The 17,515-nt window shown below is 75.8% G+C and carries 17 protein-coding genes; 15 read left to right on the forward strand and 2 right to left on the reverse strand.

Annotation, left to right across the window (positions count from 1 at the left end):
- The first annotated feature begins 25 nt into the window (after positions 1 to 25).
- From ACR9E3_RS23985 to ACR9E3_RS24035, 11 genes are all read left to right on the forward strand, one after another.
- The gene (locus ACR9E3_RS23985) at positions 26 to 1,666 is read left to right on the forward strand and encodes a bifunctional uroporphyrinogen-III C-methyltransferase/uroporphyrinogen-III synthase (RefSeq protein WP_460383131.1); all 1,641 of its coding nucleotides are present in this window, start codon (positions 26 to 28) and stop codon (positions 1,664 to 1,666) included.
- Positions 1,667 to 1,701: 35 nt separating this feature from the next.
- Positions 1,702 to 2,676: a porphobilinogen synthase gene (hemB, locus tag ACR9E3_RS23990; RefSeq protein WP_460383132.1), complete on the forward strand. Its 975-nt coding sequence runs from the start codon at positions 1,702 to 1,704 to the stop codon at positions 2,674 to 2,676.
- A gap of 1 nt (position 2,677) precedes the next feature.
- Positions 2,678 to 3,151 (forward strand): hypothetical protein, encoded by a 474-nt coding sequence (locus tag ACR9E3_RS23995; protein WP_460383133.1) that lies wholly within the window; start codon positions 2,678 to 2,680, stop codon positions 3,149 to 3,151.
- A gap of 5 nt (positions 3,152 to 3,156) precedes the next feature.
- The gene (locus tag ACR9E3_RS24000) at positions 3,157 to 3,636 is read left to right on the forward strand and encodes a hypothetical protein (RefSeq protein ID WP_460383134.1); all 480 of its coding nucleotides are present in this window, start codon (positions 3,157 to 3,159) and stop codon (positions 3,634 to 3,636) included.
- On the forward strand, positions 3,633 to 3,983 hold the full coding sequence (locus tag ACR9E3_RS24005; RefSeq protein WP_460383135.1) for a hypothetical protein: 351 nt from the start codon (positions 3,633 to 3,635) through the stop codon (positions 3,981 to 3,983). Before ACR9E3_RS24000 ends, ACR9E3_RS24005 begins: the two co-directional genes overlap by 4 nt.
- Positions 3,984 to 4,064: 81 nt before the next feature.
- Positions 4,065 to 6,212: a serine/threonine-protein kinase gene (locus ACR9E3_RS24010; RefSeq protein ID WP_460383136.1), complete on the forward strand. Its 2,148-nt coding sequence runs from the start codon at positions 4,065 to 4,067 to the stop codon at positions 6,210 to 6,212.
- Between the two features lie 66 nt (positions 6,213 to 6,278).
- Entirely contained in the window at positions 6,279 to 8,279 is a 2,001-nt protein-coding gene (locus ACR9E3_RS24015) for a serine/threonine-protein kinase (protein ID WP_460383138.1), read from the forward strand.
- Between the two features lie 70 nt (positions 8,280 to 8,349).
- Positions 8,350 to 9,666, forward strand: coding sequence for a glutamate-1-semialdehyde 2,1-aminomutase (hemL, locus tag ACR9E3_RS24020; RefSeq protein ID WP_460383228.1), 1,317 nt, complete (start codon positions 8,350 to 8,352; stop codon positions 9,664 to 9,666).
- A gap of 14 nt (positions 9,667 to 9,680) precedes the next feature.
- The gene (locus ACR9E3_RS24025; protein WP_460383229.1) at positions 9,681 to 10,307 is read left to right on the forward strand and encodes a histidine phosphatase family protein; all 627 of its coding nucleotides are present in this window, start codon (positions 9,681 to 9,683) and stop codon (positions 10,305 to 10,307) included.
- Complete coding sequence (locus ACR9E3_RS24030) at positions 10,304 to 10,885, forward strand: TlpA family protein disulfide reductase (RefSeq protein ID WP_460383139.1); 582 nt, start codon at positions 10,304 to 10,306, stop codon at positions 10,883 to 10,885. Before ACR9E3_RS24025 ends, ACR9E3_RS24030 begins: the two co-directional genes overlap by 4 nt.
- Before the next feature lie 65 nt (positions 10,886 to 10,950).
- Entirely contained in the window at positions 10,951 to 11,289 is a 339-nt protein-coding gene (locus ACR9E3_RS24035) for a zinc-ribbon domain-containing protein (RefSeq protein WP_460383141.1), read from the forward strand.
- A gap of 42 nt (positions 11,290 to 11,331) precedes the next feature.
- Here the strand turns inward: ACR9E3_RS24035 and ACR9E3_RS24040 are convergent, their stop codons facing one another.
- Complete coding sequence (locus tag ACR9E3_RS24040; RefSeq protein WP_460383142.1) at positions 11,332 to 11,508, reverse strand: hypothetical protein; 177 nt, start codon at positions 11,506 to 11,508, stop codon at positions 11,332 to 11,334.
- Positions 11,509 to 12,011: 503 nt separating this feature from the next.
- Here ACR9E3_RS24040 and ACR9E3_RS24045 point away from each other — a divergent pair.
- From ACR9E3_RS24045 to ACR9E3_RS24060, 4 genes are all read left to right on the forward strand, one after another.
- Positions 12,012 to 12,860 carry a cytochrome c biogenesis CcdA family protein gene (locus ACR9E3_RS24045; RefSeq protein ID WP_460383143.1) on the forward strand — a complete coding sequence of 283 codons (849 nt, stop codon included), beginning with the start codon at positions 12,012 to 12,014 and terminating at the stop codon, positions 12,858 to 12,860.
- Positions 12,861 to 12,879: 19 nt separating this feature from the next.
- Entirely contained in the window at positions 12,880 to 14,664 is a 1,785-nt protein-coding gene (gene resB, locus ACR9E3_RS24050; protein WP_460383145.1) for a cytochrome c biogenesis protein ResB, read from the forward strand.
- Complete coding sequence (gene ccsB / locus ACR9E3_RS24055) at positions 14,654 to 15,649, forward strand: c-type cytochrome biogenesis protein CcsB (protein ID WP_460383146.1); 996 nt, start codon at positions 14,654 to 14,656, stop codon at positions 15,647 to 15,649. The genes resB and ccsB overlap by 11 nt, the downstream gene beginning before the upstream one ends.
- Before the next feature lie 88 nt (positions 15,650 to 15,737).
- The gene (locus tag ACR9E3_RS24060; protein WP_460383147.1) at positions 15,738 to 17,081 is read left to right on the forward strand and encodes a MinD/ParA family ATP-binding protein; all 1,344 of its coding nucleotides are present in this window, start codon (positions 15,738 to 15,740) and stop codon (positions 17,079 to 17,081) included.
- A 15-nt stretch (positions 17,082 to 17,096) separates the two neighbouring features.
- On the opposite strand, the gene ACR9E3_RS24065 is transcribed toward ACR9E3_RS24060, so the two are convergent.
- The gene (locus ACR9E3_RS24065; RefSeq protein WP_460383149.1) at positions 17,097 to 17,360 is read right to left on the reverse strand and encodes a hypothetical protein; all 264 of its coding nucleotides are present in this window, start codon (positions 17,358 to 17,360) and stop codon (positions 17,097 to 17,099) included.
- Positions 17,361 to 17,515: the final 155 nt, after the last annotated feature.

A 17,515-nucleotide genomic window follows, 5' to 3' on the forward strand; every position in this document is an offset into this window, starting at 1 on the left:
ACACCACTGATGGGAACGGAACGACATGACAGCACCCTCGACGACCGCCGGTCGCGTCGCCTTCGTCGGCAGCGGGCCCGGTGACCCGGGCCTGCTGACCGTCCGGGCCCGCGACGCCCTCGCCGCGGCCACGCTCGTGGTGGCCGACCGCGGGGCGCCCGCGGAGGTCCTCGCCCTGCTGCCGGCGTCGACGGTCGTGCGCCCCGTCGGGCTCGCCGACGACCCGGCCGCCGGCGGACCCGTCACCGACGCGGTCGTCGCCCCCGGGTTCGCCGCCGACGACCCGTCGGCGAGCGCGGGCCCGGCGCCGGCCGACCCGGCCGCGCTGGCCGAGACCGTGGTGGGCGAGGCCCGCGGCGGCGCGTCGGTGGTCCGCCTGTGCCTCGGCGACCCGCTGGTGCGCCCCGACGTGGTCACCGAGGTCCGCGCCGTGGCCGCGGCCGGCGTCCCCTTCGACGTCGTGCCGGGCATGTCCGCGGACACCGCGGTGCCGACCTACGCCGGCGTCGCGCTCGGCCCGGCCCACACCGCGGTCGACCTCACGGCCGGCGAGGCCGTCGACTACGCGGCGCTGGCCGTCGCGCCGGGCCCGCTCGTGCTGCAGGCCACCGCCGCCGAGCTCGCCGGCGCGTCGGCGTCGCTCATCGAGAACGGCTGGAAGCCCGGCACCCCGGCACTGATCACCGCCGGCGGCACGGGGTCGCGGCAGCGCACCGTCGAGGCGAGCCTCGACAAGCTCGCGGCCGAGGGCGCCGAGCTCGACGGCCCGCTCGTCGTGACCCTCGGCGACGCCGTCACCGACCGCGCCACGCTCTCCTGGTGGGAGTCGCGCGCCCTCTACGGCTGGCGCGTGCTCGTGCCGCGCACCAAGGACCAGGCGGGCGCGATGAGCGACCGCCTGCGGGTGCACGGCGCGGTGCCCGAGGAGGTCCCGACCATCGCGGTGGAGCCCCCGCGCAGCCCCGCCCAGATGGAGCGCGCGGTGAAGGGCCTGGTCGACGGGCGCTACCAGTGGGTGGTGTTCACGTCGGCCAACGCGGTGCGCGCCGTGTGGGAGAAGTTCGGCGAGTTCGGGCTCGACGCCCGCGCCTTCTCGGGCGTCAAGATCGCCTGCGTCGGCGAGGCGACGGCCGACGTCGTCCGGGCCTTCGGCATCCACCCCGAGCTCGTCCCGTCCGAGGAGACCGAGCAGTCCTCCGAGGGCCTGCTCGACGTGTTCCCGCCGCACGACGACGTGCTCGACCCGGTCGACCGGGTGCTCCTGCCGCGCGCCGACATCGCCACCGAGACCCTCGCCGAGGGCCTCCAGCAGCGCGGCTGGGAGATCGACGACATCACGGCGTACCGCACCGTGCGCGCGGCGCCGCCGCCCGCCCCGGTGCGGGAGGCGATCAAGACCGGCGGGTTCGACGCGGTCTGCTTCACGTCGTCGTCGACGGTGCGCAACCTCGTCGGGATCGCCGGGAAGCCGCACGCGCGCACGATCGTCGCGTGCATCGGCCCGAAGACCGCCGAGACCGCCGTCGAGTTCGGGCTGCGCGTCGACGTGAAGCCCGACACGGCCGACGTGCCCGCGCTCGTCGAGGCCCTGGCCGCGCACGCGGCGAAGCTGCGCGCCGAGGGCGCCCTGCCCCCGCCGCGCAAGACGAAGGCCCGCAAGCGCTAACTTGGGGGCTCAGCGCGCTCGAAGGACGAAGGTCGATGTTCCCTACTGACCGTCCCCGCCGGCTGCGGGCGAACCCCGGGATGCGGCGCCTGGTCGCCGAGACCGACGTGCGCCCGCGGCACCTGGTGCTGCCCGTGTTCGTCGCCGAGGGGCTGGACGCGCCGCGCCCGATCTCGTCGATGCCCGGCGTCGTCCAGCACACCCGCGACTCCGTGCGCAAGGCGGCCGCGGAGGCGGCGGCCGCCGGTGTCGGCGGGATCATGCTGTTCGGTGTCCCGGCCCGCCACGACGCCGTGGGCTCCGGGGCGACCGACCCCGAGGGCATCCTCAACGTGGCGCTCGGCGACGTGCGGGCCGAGGTCGGCGACGCGCTGCCGGTCATGGCCGACACGTGCCTCGACGAGTTCACCGACCACGGGCACTGCGGCGTGCTGGACGCGTCCGGCGCGGTCGACAACGACGCGACGCTGCCGATCTACGGCGAGATGGCCGTGGCCCAGGCCCGTGCCGGCGCCCACGTCGTGGCGCCCAGCGGGATGATGGACGGCCAGGTCGGCGTCATCCGGGCCGCGCTGGACGACGCGGGGTTCCGCGACACCGCGATCCTCGCCTACTCCGCGAAGTACGCGTCGGCGTTCTACGGCCCGTTCCGCGAAGCCGTCGACTCCCAGCTCCAGGGCGACCGGCGCACCTACCAGCAGGACCCGGCCAACGCCCGCGAGGCGGCGCGCGAGACGGCGCTCGACCTCGACGAGGGCGCCGACATGGTCATGGTCAAGCCGGCGATGGGCTACCTCGACGTCCTGCGGCGGGTCGCCGACTCGTCCGACGTCCCGGTCGCCGCGTACCAGGTGTCCGGGGAGTACGCGATGATCTCGGCCGCCGTGGAGCGCGGCTGGCTCGACCGCGAGCGCACGATCCTCGAGTCCCTCACCGGTATCCGCCGCGCCGGCGCCGACGTCGTCCTCACCTACTGGGCCACCGAGGCCGCCGCCTGGCTGGACCGCTGAGGTGGCCGACCACGCCGAACGCGCCGCGGGCCGGAGCCGGCCCCCGGTGGGTGGGCCCGCCGAGCATCCGGCGGTCACGCCGCCCGACGACGAGCCGGGACGGCCCGGGATCGTCACGGCCGCGGTCGTGGTCTGGACCGTCCTCGGCGTCCTCATGATCGGCACCGCGCTGCTCTTCGCGGTCGGCCTCGTGTTCGGCAGCGCGGACCCGGGCACCGGCCCTGTCGCCGTGGTCGCCGCGATGATCGTGCTCGCGGCCGCCGGGGTCGGCACCATCGTGGCGGCACGCCGGCTCGGGCGCGGGTCGCGCTCGGCGCGGCGGGGCCTGACGATCCTCGGTGCCGTGCTCGCCGTGGCCGGCCTGGTGCAGGTGACGTTCCTCGGGGTCGGCGGCGTCTGGTTCGTCGCCTTCGTCGCGGGCGCGGTCCTGCTGCACCTGCCCGCGGCCCGCGCCTGGTTCGGCCGGTTCGCGTGACCCCGGTGACCTCCGGGGCTCCGGGGACCCCGGACCGCACCGACGAGCCGGTGCTCTTCGCGGAGTCCGGCACCCGGCCCTGGATCCTGGTGTTCGGCCCGGTGCTGGCCGTCGTGGGCATCGGCCTCGACAGCCTCGCCCCCGGCGGGGCGGCGGTCGGGCTGTGGCTCGGGGTCGGCCTGCTGGTGTTCCTCTACACGCTGGTGCTCGTGCGCAGCCGGCGGCGGTTCCGGCGGGTGGAGCTCACCCCCTCGGTGCTCGTGCAGGGCACCACGAGCCTGCCGATGTCGCAGGTGACCTCGCTGCGTCCGGCCGACGAGGAGCACCACGGCCTGCGCGTGCTCGGCGACGGGCCGGTCGTGCCGCGGCGGTGCCGGCCCGTGGTGCTGCGGCTGAGCGACGGCACCCGCGCCGTCGCCTGGGCGAGCGACGGACCGGCGCTGCGCCGCGCGCTCACGGATCTCCTGACGGCGCGGTCGTCGTGACGCGCCGCCGGGCGGTCGTGCTCGCCGCCGCGGCCGTGGTGCTCGCGATCGCCGCGGTCGCGCTGCTCGTCGCCGGTGTGCAGGTCCGCGAGACGACCGGTGGCCTGCTCGTCGAGCCGATCCGCCAGCTGCACCTCGTGGGGGGCTTCCTGCTCGGCGGCACGGCCGCGGGTGTCGCCGCGGTGATCGTGGCGCTCTCGGCCGTGCCCGCCGTGCGGCGTGCCCGCCGCCCCCGGCCCGCGCCGGTGGAGGACGTCCCGGCCACCGGGTCGGACGACCCCGTCGCCGGCCCGGACGGGGAATCGGAGACCGCCGCCGTCTCGCCGGGATCCGATCAACGTTCGTGATCGCCCCACGGGCGTCCCGGCCGTATCCTCCGTCCGGGCTCCGGCGCTGCGACGGACCGCGGCCCCCTGGGGGAGGTCGGTATGGCGGGGACGTCGGAGTCGTCCGGAGCGGGGGCGGGGCCGCCCGGGACCTCGAGCGAGATGTTCGGGCCGTACCGCCTGGACCGCCGCCTCGGCCGCGGCGGGATGGGCGAGGTGCACCGGGCGTACGACACGCGCCGCGACCGCGAGGTCGCGCTCAAGCGCCTGGCGCCCGAGCTCGCCGACGACGCCGAGATCCGTGAGCGGTTCGAGCGCGAGTGCCGCACCGCGGCCCGCCTGTCCTCGCCGCACGTCGTCCCGATCCACGACTTCGGCGTGATCGACGGCCGCCTCTACCTCGACATGCGACTCGTCGAGGGCCGCGACCTCGCGCGGCTCCTGCACGACGACGGCCCGCTCGACCCGGTGCGCGCGGTGGGCATCGTCGAGCAGGTCGCCGACGCGCTCGACGACGCCCACGCCCACGACCTCGTCCACCGCGACGTGAAGCCGGGCAACGTCCTCGTCACCACGGGCCGCGGCCAGGACTTCGTGCACCTCGTCGACTTCGGCATCGTCCGCCTCGGCGAGTCCACGACCCACGGGCGCGCGCTCACCGGCACGGGCACCACCCTCGGGACGCTCGCCTACATGGCCCCCGAGCAGTTCGAGGGCGCCGCGGTCGACCGCCGCGCCGACGTGTACGCGCTGGCCGTGGTCCTGCACGAGATCCTCGTCGGGCGCCCGCCCTTCGAGGGCGACATGCCCGCGATGCTCCACCAGCACCTCAACGTCGCCCCCGAGCCGCCGTCGAGCCGTCGCCCGGGCCTCGGCACGGTCCTCGACGCCGTCGTCGCGCGCGGCCTGGCCAAGAACCCGGCCGAGCGCTACGGCGAGGCCGGCGAGCTGGCCGAGGCGGCGCGGGCGGTCCTCGGCGGGCGGTCGGGCGCTCCCGTCCCGGACCCGCCGGCAGGCCCCCACCCGGGCCCCGAGCACCACCGCGAGACGTGGGTCGGGCCGAGCGGCCCCCCGTCGCCGCCCCCGGGGCAGCGCACGCCGCCCCCGCAGTACGCCGCACCCGGATACCCGCACCCGACCGGCCCGCCCCCGTCCGGTGGCCACATCCGCTGGGACGCCGGCTCGGGCACGGGCGGGAACTGGGCGCCCACCTCACCGATGGCTCCCGGTCCGCCGGGCGGCCCCGGCGCCCCCGGCCCGCCCGGGTCCTGGGGACCTCCCGGCGGCCATCCCGGGTACGGCACCCCCGAGCCGCCGAAGCGCAGGCGGCGCGGTCTGGTGATCGGGCTCGTCGCGGTCGCCGTGCTGCTGGTGGTCGCGGTGGTCGCCGTCCTGCTCGTCGTCGGGCGCACGGACAGCTCCCCGGCCGTCGTGGCGATCGGTCCGGCCGCGTCGCTGGCCCAGACCTTCCCGGACAGCGCCGGGGCGAACTGCCTGGCCGGCGACGTGACGGCGTACATCGTGTCGACCACCAACGTCCGACCCCTGGCGGTGACCCAGTGCACGCGCGGGGCGTCCTCGATCGCCTACATCGACTGGGAGACCCCGCAGGACGCCGTGGCCCGGGTGCAGTCGTACCAGTCGTCGCCGTCGGTCGACGGCAACAGCACCTGGAACCTCGACGGCGTCCCGCAGGGCCCGTACTACCAGACCAACGTCGCCGGGCAGTGCACGACGGTCGCCGCGTACACCGGCGTGCGCCAGATGGTCCAGGGCTACACGACGACCACCAACTGCGCCGACGTCACCGCGTCGCTCAACGCCATCGGCCTGCCCGGGGGCGAGGACCTGCGTGCCGTCGAGCGCGTGTTCCCGGCGGCGACGCGTCCCGGGTGCAACCAGGCGACGGCCGCCCCGGGCACCTCCGGGATCACGCCGCGCCAGGTGCGCATCTGCGGCGGCCCCGAGGGCACGACCGTGAGCTTCACGCGCTGGAACGGCCCCGGCGAGGTCGCCACGGAGGCGAACGCGCGGGCGTCGCGCGCGGGCGGCGAGGTGACCTCGTGGAGCGCGCCGGGCGGGCCGCGGCTGGGCCCCTACCTGCGCGGCGAGGACGGCAGCACCTGCCGCGCCCTGCTCGGGTGGGACCGCGCGGGCTACGGCGTCGAGGTCGTCGGCACCGACTGCGACGTCGTCGACCGGGCCGTGGCCGCGCTCGCCCCGCCGCCGGTGGAGGCGCTGCCGGCCTGACCATCCCCTCCTATCCTCCGTCCGGGCGTCGGCAGGGTGTCCGATCGGAGTCGTCGAGGGAGTCTGATGGCAGAACCGCCGGGGCCGGGCGAGGCGTTCGGGCACTACCGCCTGCTACGACGCCTCGGCCGGGGCGGGATGGGCGAGGTGCACCGGGCGCACGACACGCGCCGCGACCGTGAGGTCGCGCTCAAGCGGCTCGCCGCGGACCTGGCCGACGACCCCGGGATACGCGAGCGCTTCGACCGCGAGTGCCGCACGGCGGCGCGCCTCTTCTCCCCGCACGTCATCCCGATCCACGACTTCGGCGTCATCGACGGCCGCCTGTACCTCGACATGCGCCTCGTGGAGGGCCGCGACCTCGCCCGGTTGCTCCGCGAGGACGGCCCGCTCGAGCCGGCCCGCGCCGTCGGGATCGTCGAGCAGGTCGCGGACGCGCTCGACGACGCCCACGCCCACGACCTGGTGCACCGCGATGTCAAGCCGGCCAACGTCCTGGTGACCAGCGGGCGCGGGCCGGACTTCGTGCAGCTCGTGGACTTCGGGATCGTGCGCCTGGCCGAGGGGACCGCGCTCACGGACGCCGGCACGGTGCTCGGCACGTTCACCTACATGGCTCCCGAGCAGTTCGACGGGGCTGCGACGATCGACCGGCGCGCCGACGTCTACGCGCTCGCGGTCGTCCTCCACGAGCTCCTGGTCGGACGCCCGCCGTTCGGCGGCGACCTGCCGTCGCTCATGCACCAGCACCTCACTGCCGTCCCGGAGCGGCCGTCCCGCTGTCGGCCGGGACTTCCGCCGGTGCTGGACGCCGTGGTGGCGCGGGGGATGGCGAAGGTGCCAGGTGACCGCTACGCCAGGGCCGGCGACCTGGCCGAGGCCGCCCGCGCCGCGCTCGCCGACGGGGTCGCGGCGACCGACCCCGCGGGGCCGGCCACTCCCGGTCCCGCGCCGCGCCGCGAGCGGTTCAGCGAGACCTGGGTGGGCCCCGTGGACCGGGTGGGTCACGCCGTGCCACCGCCGACGCGCAGGTCGGCTCCCCACCCGGGCGGAGGACCGCCGGTCGGCGGCTCCGTGCGGTGGGACAGCGCCGCTCCGACGCCCGGCTCCCCGAACGCGCCGGAGGGTCCGGGCGCCCCGGCGCCCCGCCGCCGTGTCCGGGTGGCCGGCGTCGTCGCGGCCGCATTGGTCCTCGTCGCGGTGACGCTGGTGACCCTGCTCGTGGTCCTCGCACCGCCCGACGACACCCCGGACACGATCGCCCTCGGACCTCCGGTCTCCCTCACGCGCGCCTTCCCCGACAGCGCGGGCGACGGCTGCGTGGCGGGCGACAACGCCGCGTACGTCCTGCCGACGGGCGCCGCGCCGGAGTCCGCCGTCGGGTGCGTGCGGGGCGCGACCGCCGTCGCGTACCTCCGTTACCCCTCGCCGTCCGACGGTCAGGAGCGTGTCGCGGCCTCCCGCGCCACCCCGTCGACGGACGGCTTCGCGACCTGGTCGGCCGACGATGTCGAGCAGGGCCCTTACCACCAGACGCTCGCGGCCGGGCAGTGCACGGCGGTCCTGGCCTACACGGGGTTGCCGTACGTGGTCCAGATCTCGGCGCCGGCCGACCGCTGCGCCGACGTCGACGCGACCTTCGCCACCGTGACGTTCCCCCGCAACGAGGAACTGCGCTCGCCGGCGCGGGCCATCCCGGGAGCGGCGGGGTGCGGTGACGGGACACCGACACCGGGTACGGCGCGCGCAGCCCCGCGGCAGGTGCGCCAGTGCGGCGGGCCCGAGGGGACGACCGTGGCGTGGTCCCGCTGGGGCAGCGCCGACCAGGTGGTCGCCGAGGTGAACGCGCGGTCGACAAGGGCCGGTGGCGGCGCCACCTCCTGGAACGCTCCCGGTGGCCCTCGCGTGGGTCCCGCGGTCCAGGACGAGCGGGACGGGCAGTGCCGAACCCTCCTCGGGTACGACGCCGCCGCCTATGCGGCCGAGGTCGTCGGCACTGACTGCGACGTCGTCGACCGGGCCGTGGCCGCCCTCGCCCCACCGCCTGCCGACTCGCTGCCGGCATGACGTCGACGGCTCCCGCCGACGGCGCCGTCACGGTCGGGCTGGGAGACTGGCCGGCGTGACCAGCACAGCGATGACGGGTGCCGCGACGGCCGGCGTCGGGCGCAGCGCCGAGCTCTTCGCCCGCGCGGAGGAGGTCGTCCCGGGCGGGGTCAACTCCCCGGTGCGCGCGTTCCGGTCGGTCGGCGGCACCCCCCGGTTCATGGTCTCCGGCTCCGGGCCCTGGCTGACCGACGCCGACGGCAACCGGTACGTCGACCTCGTCAGCTCCTGGGGCCCGATGATCCTCGGGCACGCGCACCCCGCGGTCGTCGAGGCCGTGCGCGAGGCGGCGTCGGCCGGGCTGTCGTTCGGCACACCGACCGGGGGCGAGGTCGAGCTCGCCGAGGAGATCGTGCGCCGCGTCGAGCCGGTCGAGCAGGTGCGGCTGGTCAACTCCGGCACCGAGGCGACCATGAGCGCGGTCCGGCTGGCCCGCGGGTTCACCGGGCGCAGCGTGGTGGTCAAGTTCGCGGGCTGCTACCACGGCCACGTCGACGCGCTGCTCGCCGAGGCGGGCTCGGGCGTCGCGACGTTCGGGCTGCCGTCGACCCCCGGCGTCACCGGCGCCCAGGCGACCGACACCGTCGTGCTGCCCTACAACGACCTCGACGCCGTGGCCCAGGTGTTCGCCGAGCGCGGCCAGGAGATCGCGTGCGTGATCACCGAGGCGGCCGCGGGCAACATGGGTGCCGTCCCGCCCAACGACGGCTTCAACGCCGGGCTCAAGCGTCTCTGCCAGGCCCACGGCGCGCTGCTGGTGATCGACGAGGTGATGACGGGGTTCCGGGTCTCGCCCGCGGGCTGGTATGGGCTCGAGGGCGTCCCCGGCGACCTCTACTGCTTCGGCAAGGTCATGTCCGGCGGGCTGCCCGCGGCCGCGTTCGGCGGGCGCGCCGACGTCATGGCCCAGCTCGCCCCGGCCGGGCCCGTCTACCAGGCGGGGACGCTGGCCGGGAACCCCGTCGCCACGGCGGCCGGGCTCACGACGCTGCGGCACGCCACCGACGACGTCTACCGGGCCCTCGACGCGAACGCCGACCGGCTGCACGGGCTGTTCACCGACGCCCTGGGCGAGGCCGGCGTCGTGCACACGATCCAGCGGGCGGGCTCGCTGATCTCGATCCGCTTCGCGGGCGAGGCCGGGCGCAACTACGACGACATGAAGGCCGCGGAGACCTGGCGGTTCCCGCCGTGGTTCCACGCCCTGCTCGACCGCGGCGTGTACGCCCCGCCGAGCGTGTTCGAGGCCTGCTTCATCTCCGCGGCCCTCGACGACGAGGCGTTCTCCGTGATCGCCGACGCGCTGCCGCACGCCGCCCGGGCCGCAGCCGCGGCGGAGGCCCCGTGACCCCGACCCGTCCGGTGCGCACCACGGTGCACCTCGTGCGCCACGGCGAGGTCCACAACCCGGAGAAGGTCCTCTACGGCCGGCTGCCCGGCTACGGGCTCTCCGAGACCGGGCGGGTCCAGGCCAAGCGGGTCGCCGAGCACCTCGCCGGGGCGGACGCGACGGCGCTGCTCGTGTCGCCGATGCAGCGCGCGCAGGAGACCGCCGAACCCGTGGCCGCGGCGCTCGGTCTCGACCCCGTCACCGACGACCGGCTCATCGAGGCCGCCAACGAGTTCGAGGGCCTGACCGTCGGGGTCGGCGACGGGGCGCTGCGCAAGCCGGAGTACTGGCCGCTGCTGCGCAACCCGTTCCGCCCGTCGTGGGGCGAGCCGTACCTCGAGATCGCGCACCGGATGCTCGGCGCCGCGCACCGGGCGCGCGCGCTCGCGGCGGGCCACGAGGCGGTGTGCGTCTCGCACCAGCTGCCGATCTGGACGCTGCGCCGGTTCATGGCCGGACAGCGCCTCTGGCACGACCCGCGGCACCGCCAGTGCGCGCTGGGCTCGGTGACGAGCTTCGTGTTCGACGACGAGAGCCTCGTCGACATCGCCTACGCCGAGCCCGGCGGTGCCTCCGACCCGACGGTGACCGGGGCGTGACGGTGCGCGCCGCCCTCCTCGCGCTGGCCACGCTGCTCCTGCTCGCCGGGTGCTCGTCGGGGTCGTCGGACGGGAACTTCACCTTCGGGGGCACCGGCGGGGGCACGACGGTGACCTACGACCCGCCGGAGAGCCGGGGGGTGCTGCCCGCCGTGAGCGGCGACAGCCTGCTCGAGCCCGGACGAGTGCTCTCCACCGACGCCTACCGGGGGCAGGTCGTCGTCCTCAACGTCTGGGGCTCCTGGTGCGGGCCGTGCCGCGCCGAGGCCGACGCGTTGGACCAGGTGGCGTCGGCGTCCGCCCCGCGCGGCGTGCAGTTCCTCGGGATCGACGTCCGCGACCAGCGCGACGCCGCCGCCGACTTCGTCCGCGACCGCGGCGTGGTCTACCCGTCGATCTTCGACCCGCCGGGCCGTTCGCTGCTCGTGTTGCGCGGCTACCCGCGCAACGCGGTGCCCTCGACGATCGTGCTCGACCGGTCCCACCGCGTCGCGGCGGTCTTCCTCACCGCGGTGCTGGCCTCGGACCTGCAGCCCGTGGTCGACCGTCTCGGGGCGGAGCCGGCGCCGGCGAGCTGATCACCTCCCGGGCGGGCGCCCGATCTGCGAAGCTCGGTCCAGGACCGCTCTCCGGGGGTTGTGACGTGATCATCTTCGGCACCCGCCGCACCGTCGCCCAGCTCGCGATGATCGTGCTGACGTGCGGCAACTGCCACCGCTCGGCCGCGCACGCGGTGCTCAAGGCGGTCACGAAGTTCACGCTGTTCTTCATCCCGCTCTTCCCGGTGCGCACGCGGTACGCCCACCAGTGCACCGCGTGCGGCTTCCTGATGTGGATCGAGAAGGCTCAGGCCGAGCAGCTGGCGGCGGCCCCGCCCGCCGGGGCGCCGCCGCAGTTCCCGGGCCAGCAGTTCCCCGGGCAGCCGCTCCCGCAGCAGCCCTGGCAGCCGGCGCCGGGCCAGCACCCGAACGCCTGGAACTGACCCGCCCGGCACCGTCGCCGATCCCGGGCGGGCCGTCGTCGCTCAGCCGCTGCGACGGGCGGCGAAGTCCGTGCGGGCGTGCACGGCCTTCGTGTGCTCGCGCGGACCGGTGTGCCGTGGCGCGGCGGGCTGCGGGCTCCCGCCGGTCGTGCGGCCCCGCGCGGCGGCCCGGCGCTCGGCGCGGTTGGCCGGGCGGGGTGCGGGATCGGTGGTTCGCATGCGGGACCTCCTGGTGGGGAAGGGCGGACGCCGCCGGCGCCGGCAGACCAGGGGGCGCGCGCGGCCGGGCTGCGGCACGCACCGCGGCGGAGCCGCCGCGGGGTTCGCCCAGCGACATCGACCGCGCGCGGCCCCCTGATCACACCCGGGGTGCGAGGCACCGCACCGGGCGGCGGGAGGGTCAGCGGGAGACGCGGGACCGTCGGGTCCCGGCGCCGTCAGGAGTCGATGTCCACGAGCGGGCACGGTAGGAGCCGGGCCGCGCGGGGCGCCACCGAATTCCCCGCGCGGTCCGGTGATCGACAGGCAACGTCGGGAGATCACGAGCGCGTCATGCCCCCGACGACGCGTCCGCGGGTCGATGAGGTGCTCCTGATCTCCTCGCGAGGCCGGCGGTGTCGCGTCCCGGACGAGCCGCTCCACCGGTCTCCTACGACACATCGTCGGAGATCGGGGGCCGCGCTCACGCGCGTCCGACCGGCGCGTCCTACCCTGGACGCGCCATGAACCTGACCGAGGTGGCCACGTCCGGCCCCGTCCTGCTCGCCGTGCTGCTGTCGGTGGCGGCGGGAGCGGTCAGCTTCGCGTCCCCGTGCGTGGTGCCGCTCGTGCCGGGCTACCTCGCCTACCTCGCCGGGCTGGTCGGTGCCGACGCGCCGGCGGTCACCGAGGAGGAGGTCCGCGCCCAGTCCGCCGAGCGCCGGGCCGCGGTGACCGGCGAGCTCCCGGCCGCCGGGACCGCCACGGCGACCCCCCGACGGCTGCGGCGCTGGCGCATCGCCGGCGCCGCGGGCCTGTTCGTGCTCGGGTTCACGGTCGTGTTCGTGGTCGGGCTCGGGTCGATCGTGTGGCTGGCCGACGCGCTGCTGATCAACGAGGCGCTGCTGCAGCGGATCGGTGGCGTCGTCACCGTGGCGATGGGCCTGGTCTTCCTCGGCTGGGTCCCGGCCCTGCAGCGCGACACCCGGCCGCACCGGGTCCCGCGGGCCGGGCTGGTCGGCGCGCCGCTGCTGGGGGCGACGTTCGGGCTGGGGTGGACGCCCTGCCTCGGGCCGACGCTCGCCGGCGTGGTCGCCCTGGCCAGCGGCACGGACGCGGGCGCCGCCGGGGTCCGGGGTGTCGTCCTGCTGCTCGCCTACTGCGTCGGGCTCGGCGTGCCGTTCGTCCTCATCGCCCTCGGCGCGGGGCGCGCGGTGCGCGCCCAGGCGTGGCTGCGCACCCACACCCGCCGCATCCAGGTGGTCGGCGGGGTCGCCCTCGTGATCGTCGGCCTCCTGCTCGCCACCGGCCTGTGGGCCGAGATCGTCGCCCTGCTCCGTGGCCCCGTCGCCGGCTTCACCACTCCTCTCTAGCCCCTCTAGGCCCTCATCGATGACCACCACGCTGCCGCAGGCCCCTGCTGGGGACGCCGGTCCGCCGCCGGCGGGCCCGAGCCGGGTGCGCCGCGCCCTGGCCCTGGCCCGCAACACCTGGCGCGCGCTGACCAGCATGCGCACGGCGCTGATCCTGCTGTTCCTGCTCGCCGTCGCCGCCCTGCCCGGCGCGCTGCTGCCCCAGCGCACGCCGAGCCCCAACGCCGTCGACGACTACCTCGCGCAGCACCCGACCCTCGGCCCGTTCCTGGACGAGCTCGGGTTCTTCGACGTCTTCGCGACGCCGTGGTTCGCGGCGATCTACCTGCTCCTGTTCATCTCGCTCATCGGCTGCCTCGTGCCGCGCTCGTTCGAGCACGTGCGGGGCCTGCGCGCGGAGCCGGTGTCGGTGCCGCGCAACCTGGCGCGGCTGCCCCACCACGCGCAGAGCACGTCCGACGACGACCCCGACGCCGTCGTCGACGCCGCGCGCCGGCGCCTGCGGGGCTGGCGGGTCGCGGTGCGCGAGGAGCCCGACGGCGTCCGGACGCTCTCGGCGGAGAAGGGCGCCCTGCGCGAGGTGGGCAACCTCGTCTTCCACCTCAGCCTCGTCGCCCTGCTGCTCGGCGTCGCCATCGGCAAGATCTTCGGCTACGAGGGCCAGGTCATCGTCATGGCCGACGGCAGCGAGTTCTGCAACTCCGGGATCTACGCCTACGACTCGTTCCGTCCCGGTCTCGACGTCGACGGCACCGGGCTCGACCCGTTCTGCTTCACCGTCGACTCCTTCCGCGCGACGTTCCGCCCGGACGGCCAGCCGGACTCCTTCGGCGCGAACGTGCGCTACCAGGACGCCGACGCCGTGCAGGACGGCGACCCGACCTGGCAGCCGCACGCCCTCGCGGTCAACGACCCGCTGCGCGTCGACGGCGAGCGGGTCTACCTGCTCGGGCACGGCTACGCGCCGCGGTTCACGGTGACGTTCCCGAACGGACAGCAGCGCACCGGGCTCGTGCAGTGGCGTCCGGTCGACCAGGCGACGCTGCTCTCCGAGGGCGCCACGAAGATCGACCCGCCGGGTGTCACCGACGAGGCGGAACGCCGCCGCTCGCAGCTCGCGATCACCGGTCTGTTCGCGCCGACGTCCTCCGGCGGCGGGCTGGTCACCTCGGTGTTCCCCGCGCTGGACAACCCCGAGGTCGCCGTCGACGTCCTGCGCGGCGATCTCGGCCTCGACTCGGGCCGCGCCCAGTCGATCTTCACGGTGGACCAGGGCATGATCGACCAGGGTCGGCTGGTGCGCGTGGCCCGCGAGAACATCAAGCCCGGCGGCGAGATCACGCTCGACGACGGCACCCGGATCCACTTCGACGGCGTCGAGAACTGGGTGTCGCTGCAGGTGTCCCACGACCCCGCCCAGACCGCCGTCCTCATCGCCGCGATCGCGCTGCTCGGCGGGCTGACCCTGTCGCTGACGGTGCGCCGGCGCCGGTTCTGGGTCCGCGCGACCCCCGCCCTGCCGTCTACGACGGGTGGTCGTACGGTGGTCGTGCTCGGAGGGCTCGCCCGCACCGACCGCGCCGGCTACGGCGAGGAGTTCGGGCGGCTCGCCGCGGAGCTGGCCCCGCCGCGTGCGGACGAGGTCGGTGCCGACGGTGCCGAGGGCGCTGCGGGACGGGCACGACCCGACCCGGAGGTGCCGCCCGACGCCGCCGAGGTCACCGACGCCGACCAGGACGTCGACACCGACGTCGACGCGGAGCCCGGGCCGGACGACGACGGGAAGGACGACGATGGTCGTTGACGCGCAGCTGGGCTCCTACGGCGACCTGCTGTTCGGGTCCGCCCTGGCGGTCTACGTGCTGGCGATGATCCTGCACGCCGTCGAGTACGCGCTCTCGCGGAACCTCGCCCCGGTCGAGGAGTACGCACGCGTGCCCGTCGCCGCCGGCGCCGGATCGTCGTCGGACGTCACCGGCACCACCGGCAGCACGGGACCGACCGGCGCCGACGTCCCGCGACCGCCCCGCAGCCGCGCCGAGCGGTGCGGGCGCACCGGGGTGTCGCTGACCGTGCTGGGCTTCGGGCTGCACCTCGCGATGCTCGTCGTGCGCGGTCTCGCGGCCGAGCGCGTGCCGTGGGGCAACATGTACGAGTTCACCGCGGCGATCTGCCTCGTCGCGGTCGGGGCCTGGCTGGTCGTGCTGTACCGCCGCCCCGAACTGCGCCGCCTCGGCGCGTTCGTGCTGCTCCCGGTGATCGTGCTGATGTTCCTGGCCGGCACGGTGCTCTACACGCAGACCGCGCCGGTGGTCCCCGCGCTGCGCTCCTACTGGCTCGCCATCCACGTCACGGCCGCGGTGATCGCCTCGGGCATCCTGCTGCTCGCCGGCGTCGCCAGCGTCCTGTACCTGCTGCGCCGGGTGCACGACGGCAACCCGGCCCGGTTCGCGTGGACCGCGCGCCTGCCCGGCGCCGACGCCCTCGACCGGACCGCCTACCGCGCCACGGCCATCGCGTTCCCGATCTGGACGTTCGCGGTGATCACCGGGGCGATCTGGGCGGAGGCGGCCTGGGGCCGCTACTGGGGCTGGGACCCCAAGGAGACCACGGCGTTCATCGCCTGGATCGTCTACGCCTGCTACCTGCACGCGCGGTCGACCGCCGGGTGGCGGGGCAGGCCGGCCGCGACGATCAACGTGATCGGGTTCGCGGTGATGGTGTTCAACCTCTTCTTCGTCAACATCGTGGTCACGGGGCTGCACTCGTACGCGGGCCTGCCGGGCTGATCGACCGGGCTGATCGCCTCCGGTCGTTCGGATCTCCCGACTCCGATACGGTGCGGCGCGCGCACCGCGACGAGGGAGGACCGTGGCGATGGAATCCAGGGACGACACCGGCGCCGAGCGCGAGGGCGCGGCCGGTGCCGCCCCGCCCGACACGGATCACGCCCCGGCCGGTGAGTCCGCGACGAGTGCCTCGTCGGGGCCCGCCACCGGCGCACCGGCGGCCAACGGGGCCGCCGATCCGGCCGGCGTCGCGGCGCCCCCGGATTCCCCGGAGACCACCCGGCGCGTCGACACCGCCGAGGCCGCCCGCGGCGACGCCGCGCAGCCACGGCACGCCGCGTTCGACCCGCGCGCCGGCACGGCCCCGGCGGGACGCGCCGCGGGGGCGCCCCCGGTGCCGCCGTCGGGTGACCGCGCCCCGGTCTCGGGCCGGTTCACCACGCCCGGCCGCGGCGCCGGCGCCCCGCAGGCCGCCGGGCCCGCGTCCTACGACCTGTCGTCCGCCCAGCTTCTGCGGCCCAGCAAGCGGCCGCCGCAGACGGGCTGGCGGCGCGCGCTGTTCGTCGGCACCGGTGGCCTGGTCAACCCGGGGGAGAGCCCCGGCGACGCCGCCCGCCGCGAGCTCATCGCCCGCGTCAACCAGCCGCTGCACGGCTGCTACAAGATCGCGATGCTGAGCCTCAAGGGCGGCGTGGGCAAGACGACGATGACCACGACGCTCGGGTCGACGTTCGCGTCGCTGCGCGGCGACCGGGTGATCGCCGTCGACGCCAACCCGGACCGCGGGACGCTGAGCCAGAAGATCCCGCTCGAGACCACGGCGACGGTGCGGCACCTGCTGCGCGACGCCAACCGCGTGCGCCGCTACTCCGACGTCCGTGCGTACACGTCCCAGGGCCCGTCACGCCTGGAGATCCTCGCCAGCGAGCAGGACCCGGCCGTGTCCGAGGCTTTCAGCGAGGTCGACTACCGGCGCACGGTGACGCTGCTCGAGCACTTCTACAACGTCGTGCTCACCGACTGCGGCACCGGCCTGATGCACTCGGCGATGAAGGGCGTGCTCGACGTCGCCGACTCGCTGCTCATCGTGTCGTCGGCCTCGATCGACGGGGCGCGCAGCGCGTCGGCGACCCTGGACTGGCTGGACGCGCACGGATACCGCGACCTCGTGTCGCGCTCGGTGGCGGTCATCAACTACGTGCGCCGCTCCTCGGGCAACGTCGACCTCGACCGGGTCTCGGACCACTTCGCCGCGCGCTGCCGGGCGGTCGTCCGCCTGCCGTTCGACCCGCACCTCGAGGAGGGTGCGGAGATCGAGCTGGAGAAGCTCAGCTCGCCCACGCGCGCGGCGCTGCTGGAGCTGGCGGCCACGGTGGCCGACGACTTCGGTCGCGCCGGATCGCGGGTGCGCCTGCCGATGATCCCCCGCTGAGGGGCCGTCAGGAGCTCAGGAGGAGGACGGCGGGTCCTCGCGCTGGATCTTCTCGTCGAGGGAGCGCAGGAACTCGGGGTCGTCGTCCGGGGCGACGGGCCGGCGCGGGCGCTGGGGGCGCCGCGGGGTCGCCTGCCGGGTGGGCCCGGTGGGGGCGTCCTCGACCATGCCTCCGGGGGCGCCGTCGTGTCCGGCCTGCGCCGCCTGGGCGGCCATCACCTTCCACAGCAACGTCCCCACGACGACCAGGACCAGCACGGCCACGAGGAACGCGATCACTCGGACGCCTCCAGCATCTCGACGTCTCCGGCCGCGGGCGGTTCCGCGGGCCGGGCAGGACCCACGCTACCGGTCGCGCGGGGAGTCCGCGTGGCGTGCGAGAGGTTGCCGTCGGGTGACGGTCGGGTGCCCGGGACGAGCGGGATCGTGGACGG

The sequence above is a fragment of the Actinomycetospora sp. C-140 genome (genome assembly GCF_054796175.1).

Coding starts and splice junctions, on each gene's coding strand:
- ACR9E3_RS23985 (WP_460383131.1), top strand. CDS start 26: ATGACAGCACCCTCGACGACCGCCGGTCGCGTCGCCTTCGTCGGCAGC.
- hemB (WP_460383132.1), top strand. CDS start 1,702: ATGTTCCCTACTGACCGTCCCCGCCGGCTGCGGGCGAACCCCGGGATG.
- ACR9E3_RS24010 (WP_460383136.1), top strand. CDS start 4,065: ATGGCGGGGACGTCGGAGTCGTCCGGAGCGGGGGCGGGGCCGCCCGGG.
- ACR9E3_RS24015 (WP_460383138.1), top strand. CDS start 6,279: ATGGCAGAACCGCCGGGGCCGGGCGAGGCGTTCGGGCACTACCGCCTG.
- hemL (WP_460383228.1), top strand. CDS start 8,350: ATGACGGGTGCCGCGACGGCCGGCGTCGGGCGCAGCGCCGAGCTCTTC.
- ACR9E3_RS24040 (WP_460383142.1), bottom strand. CDS start 11,508: ATGCGAACCACCGATCCCGCACCCCGCCCGGCCAACCGCGCCGAGCGC.
- ACR9E3_RS24045 (WP_460383143.1), top strand. CDS start 12,012: ATGAACCTGACCGAGGTGGCCACGTCCGGCCCCGTCCTGCTCGCCGTG.
- resB (WP_460383145.1), top strand. CDS start 12,880: ATGACCACCACGCTGCCGCAGGCCCCTGCTGGGGACGCCGGTCCGCCG.
- ccsB (WP_460383146.1), top strand. CDS start 14,654: ATGGTCGTTGACGCGCAGCTGGGCTCCTACGGCGACCTGCTGTTCGGG.
- ACR9E3_RS24060 (WP_460383147.1), top strand. CDS start 15,738: ATGGAATCCAGGGACGACACCGGCGCCGAGCGCGAGGGCGCGGCCGGT.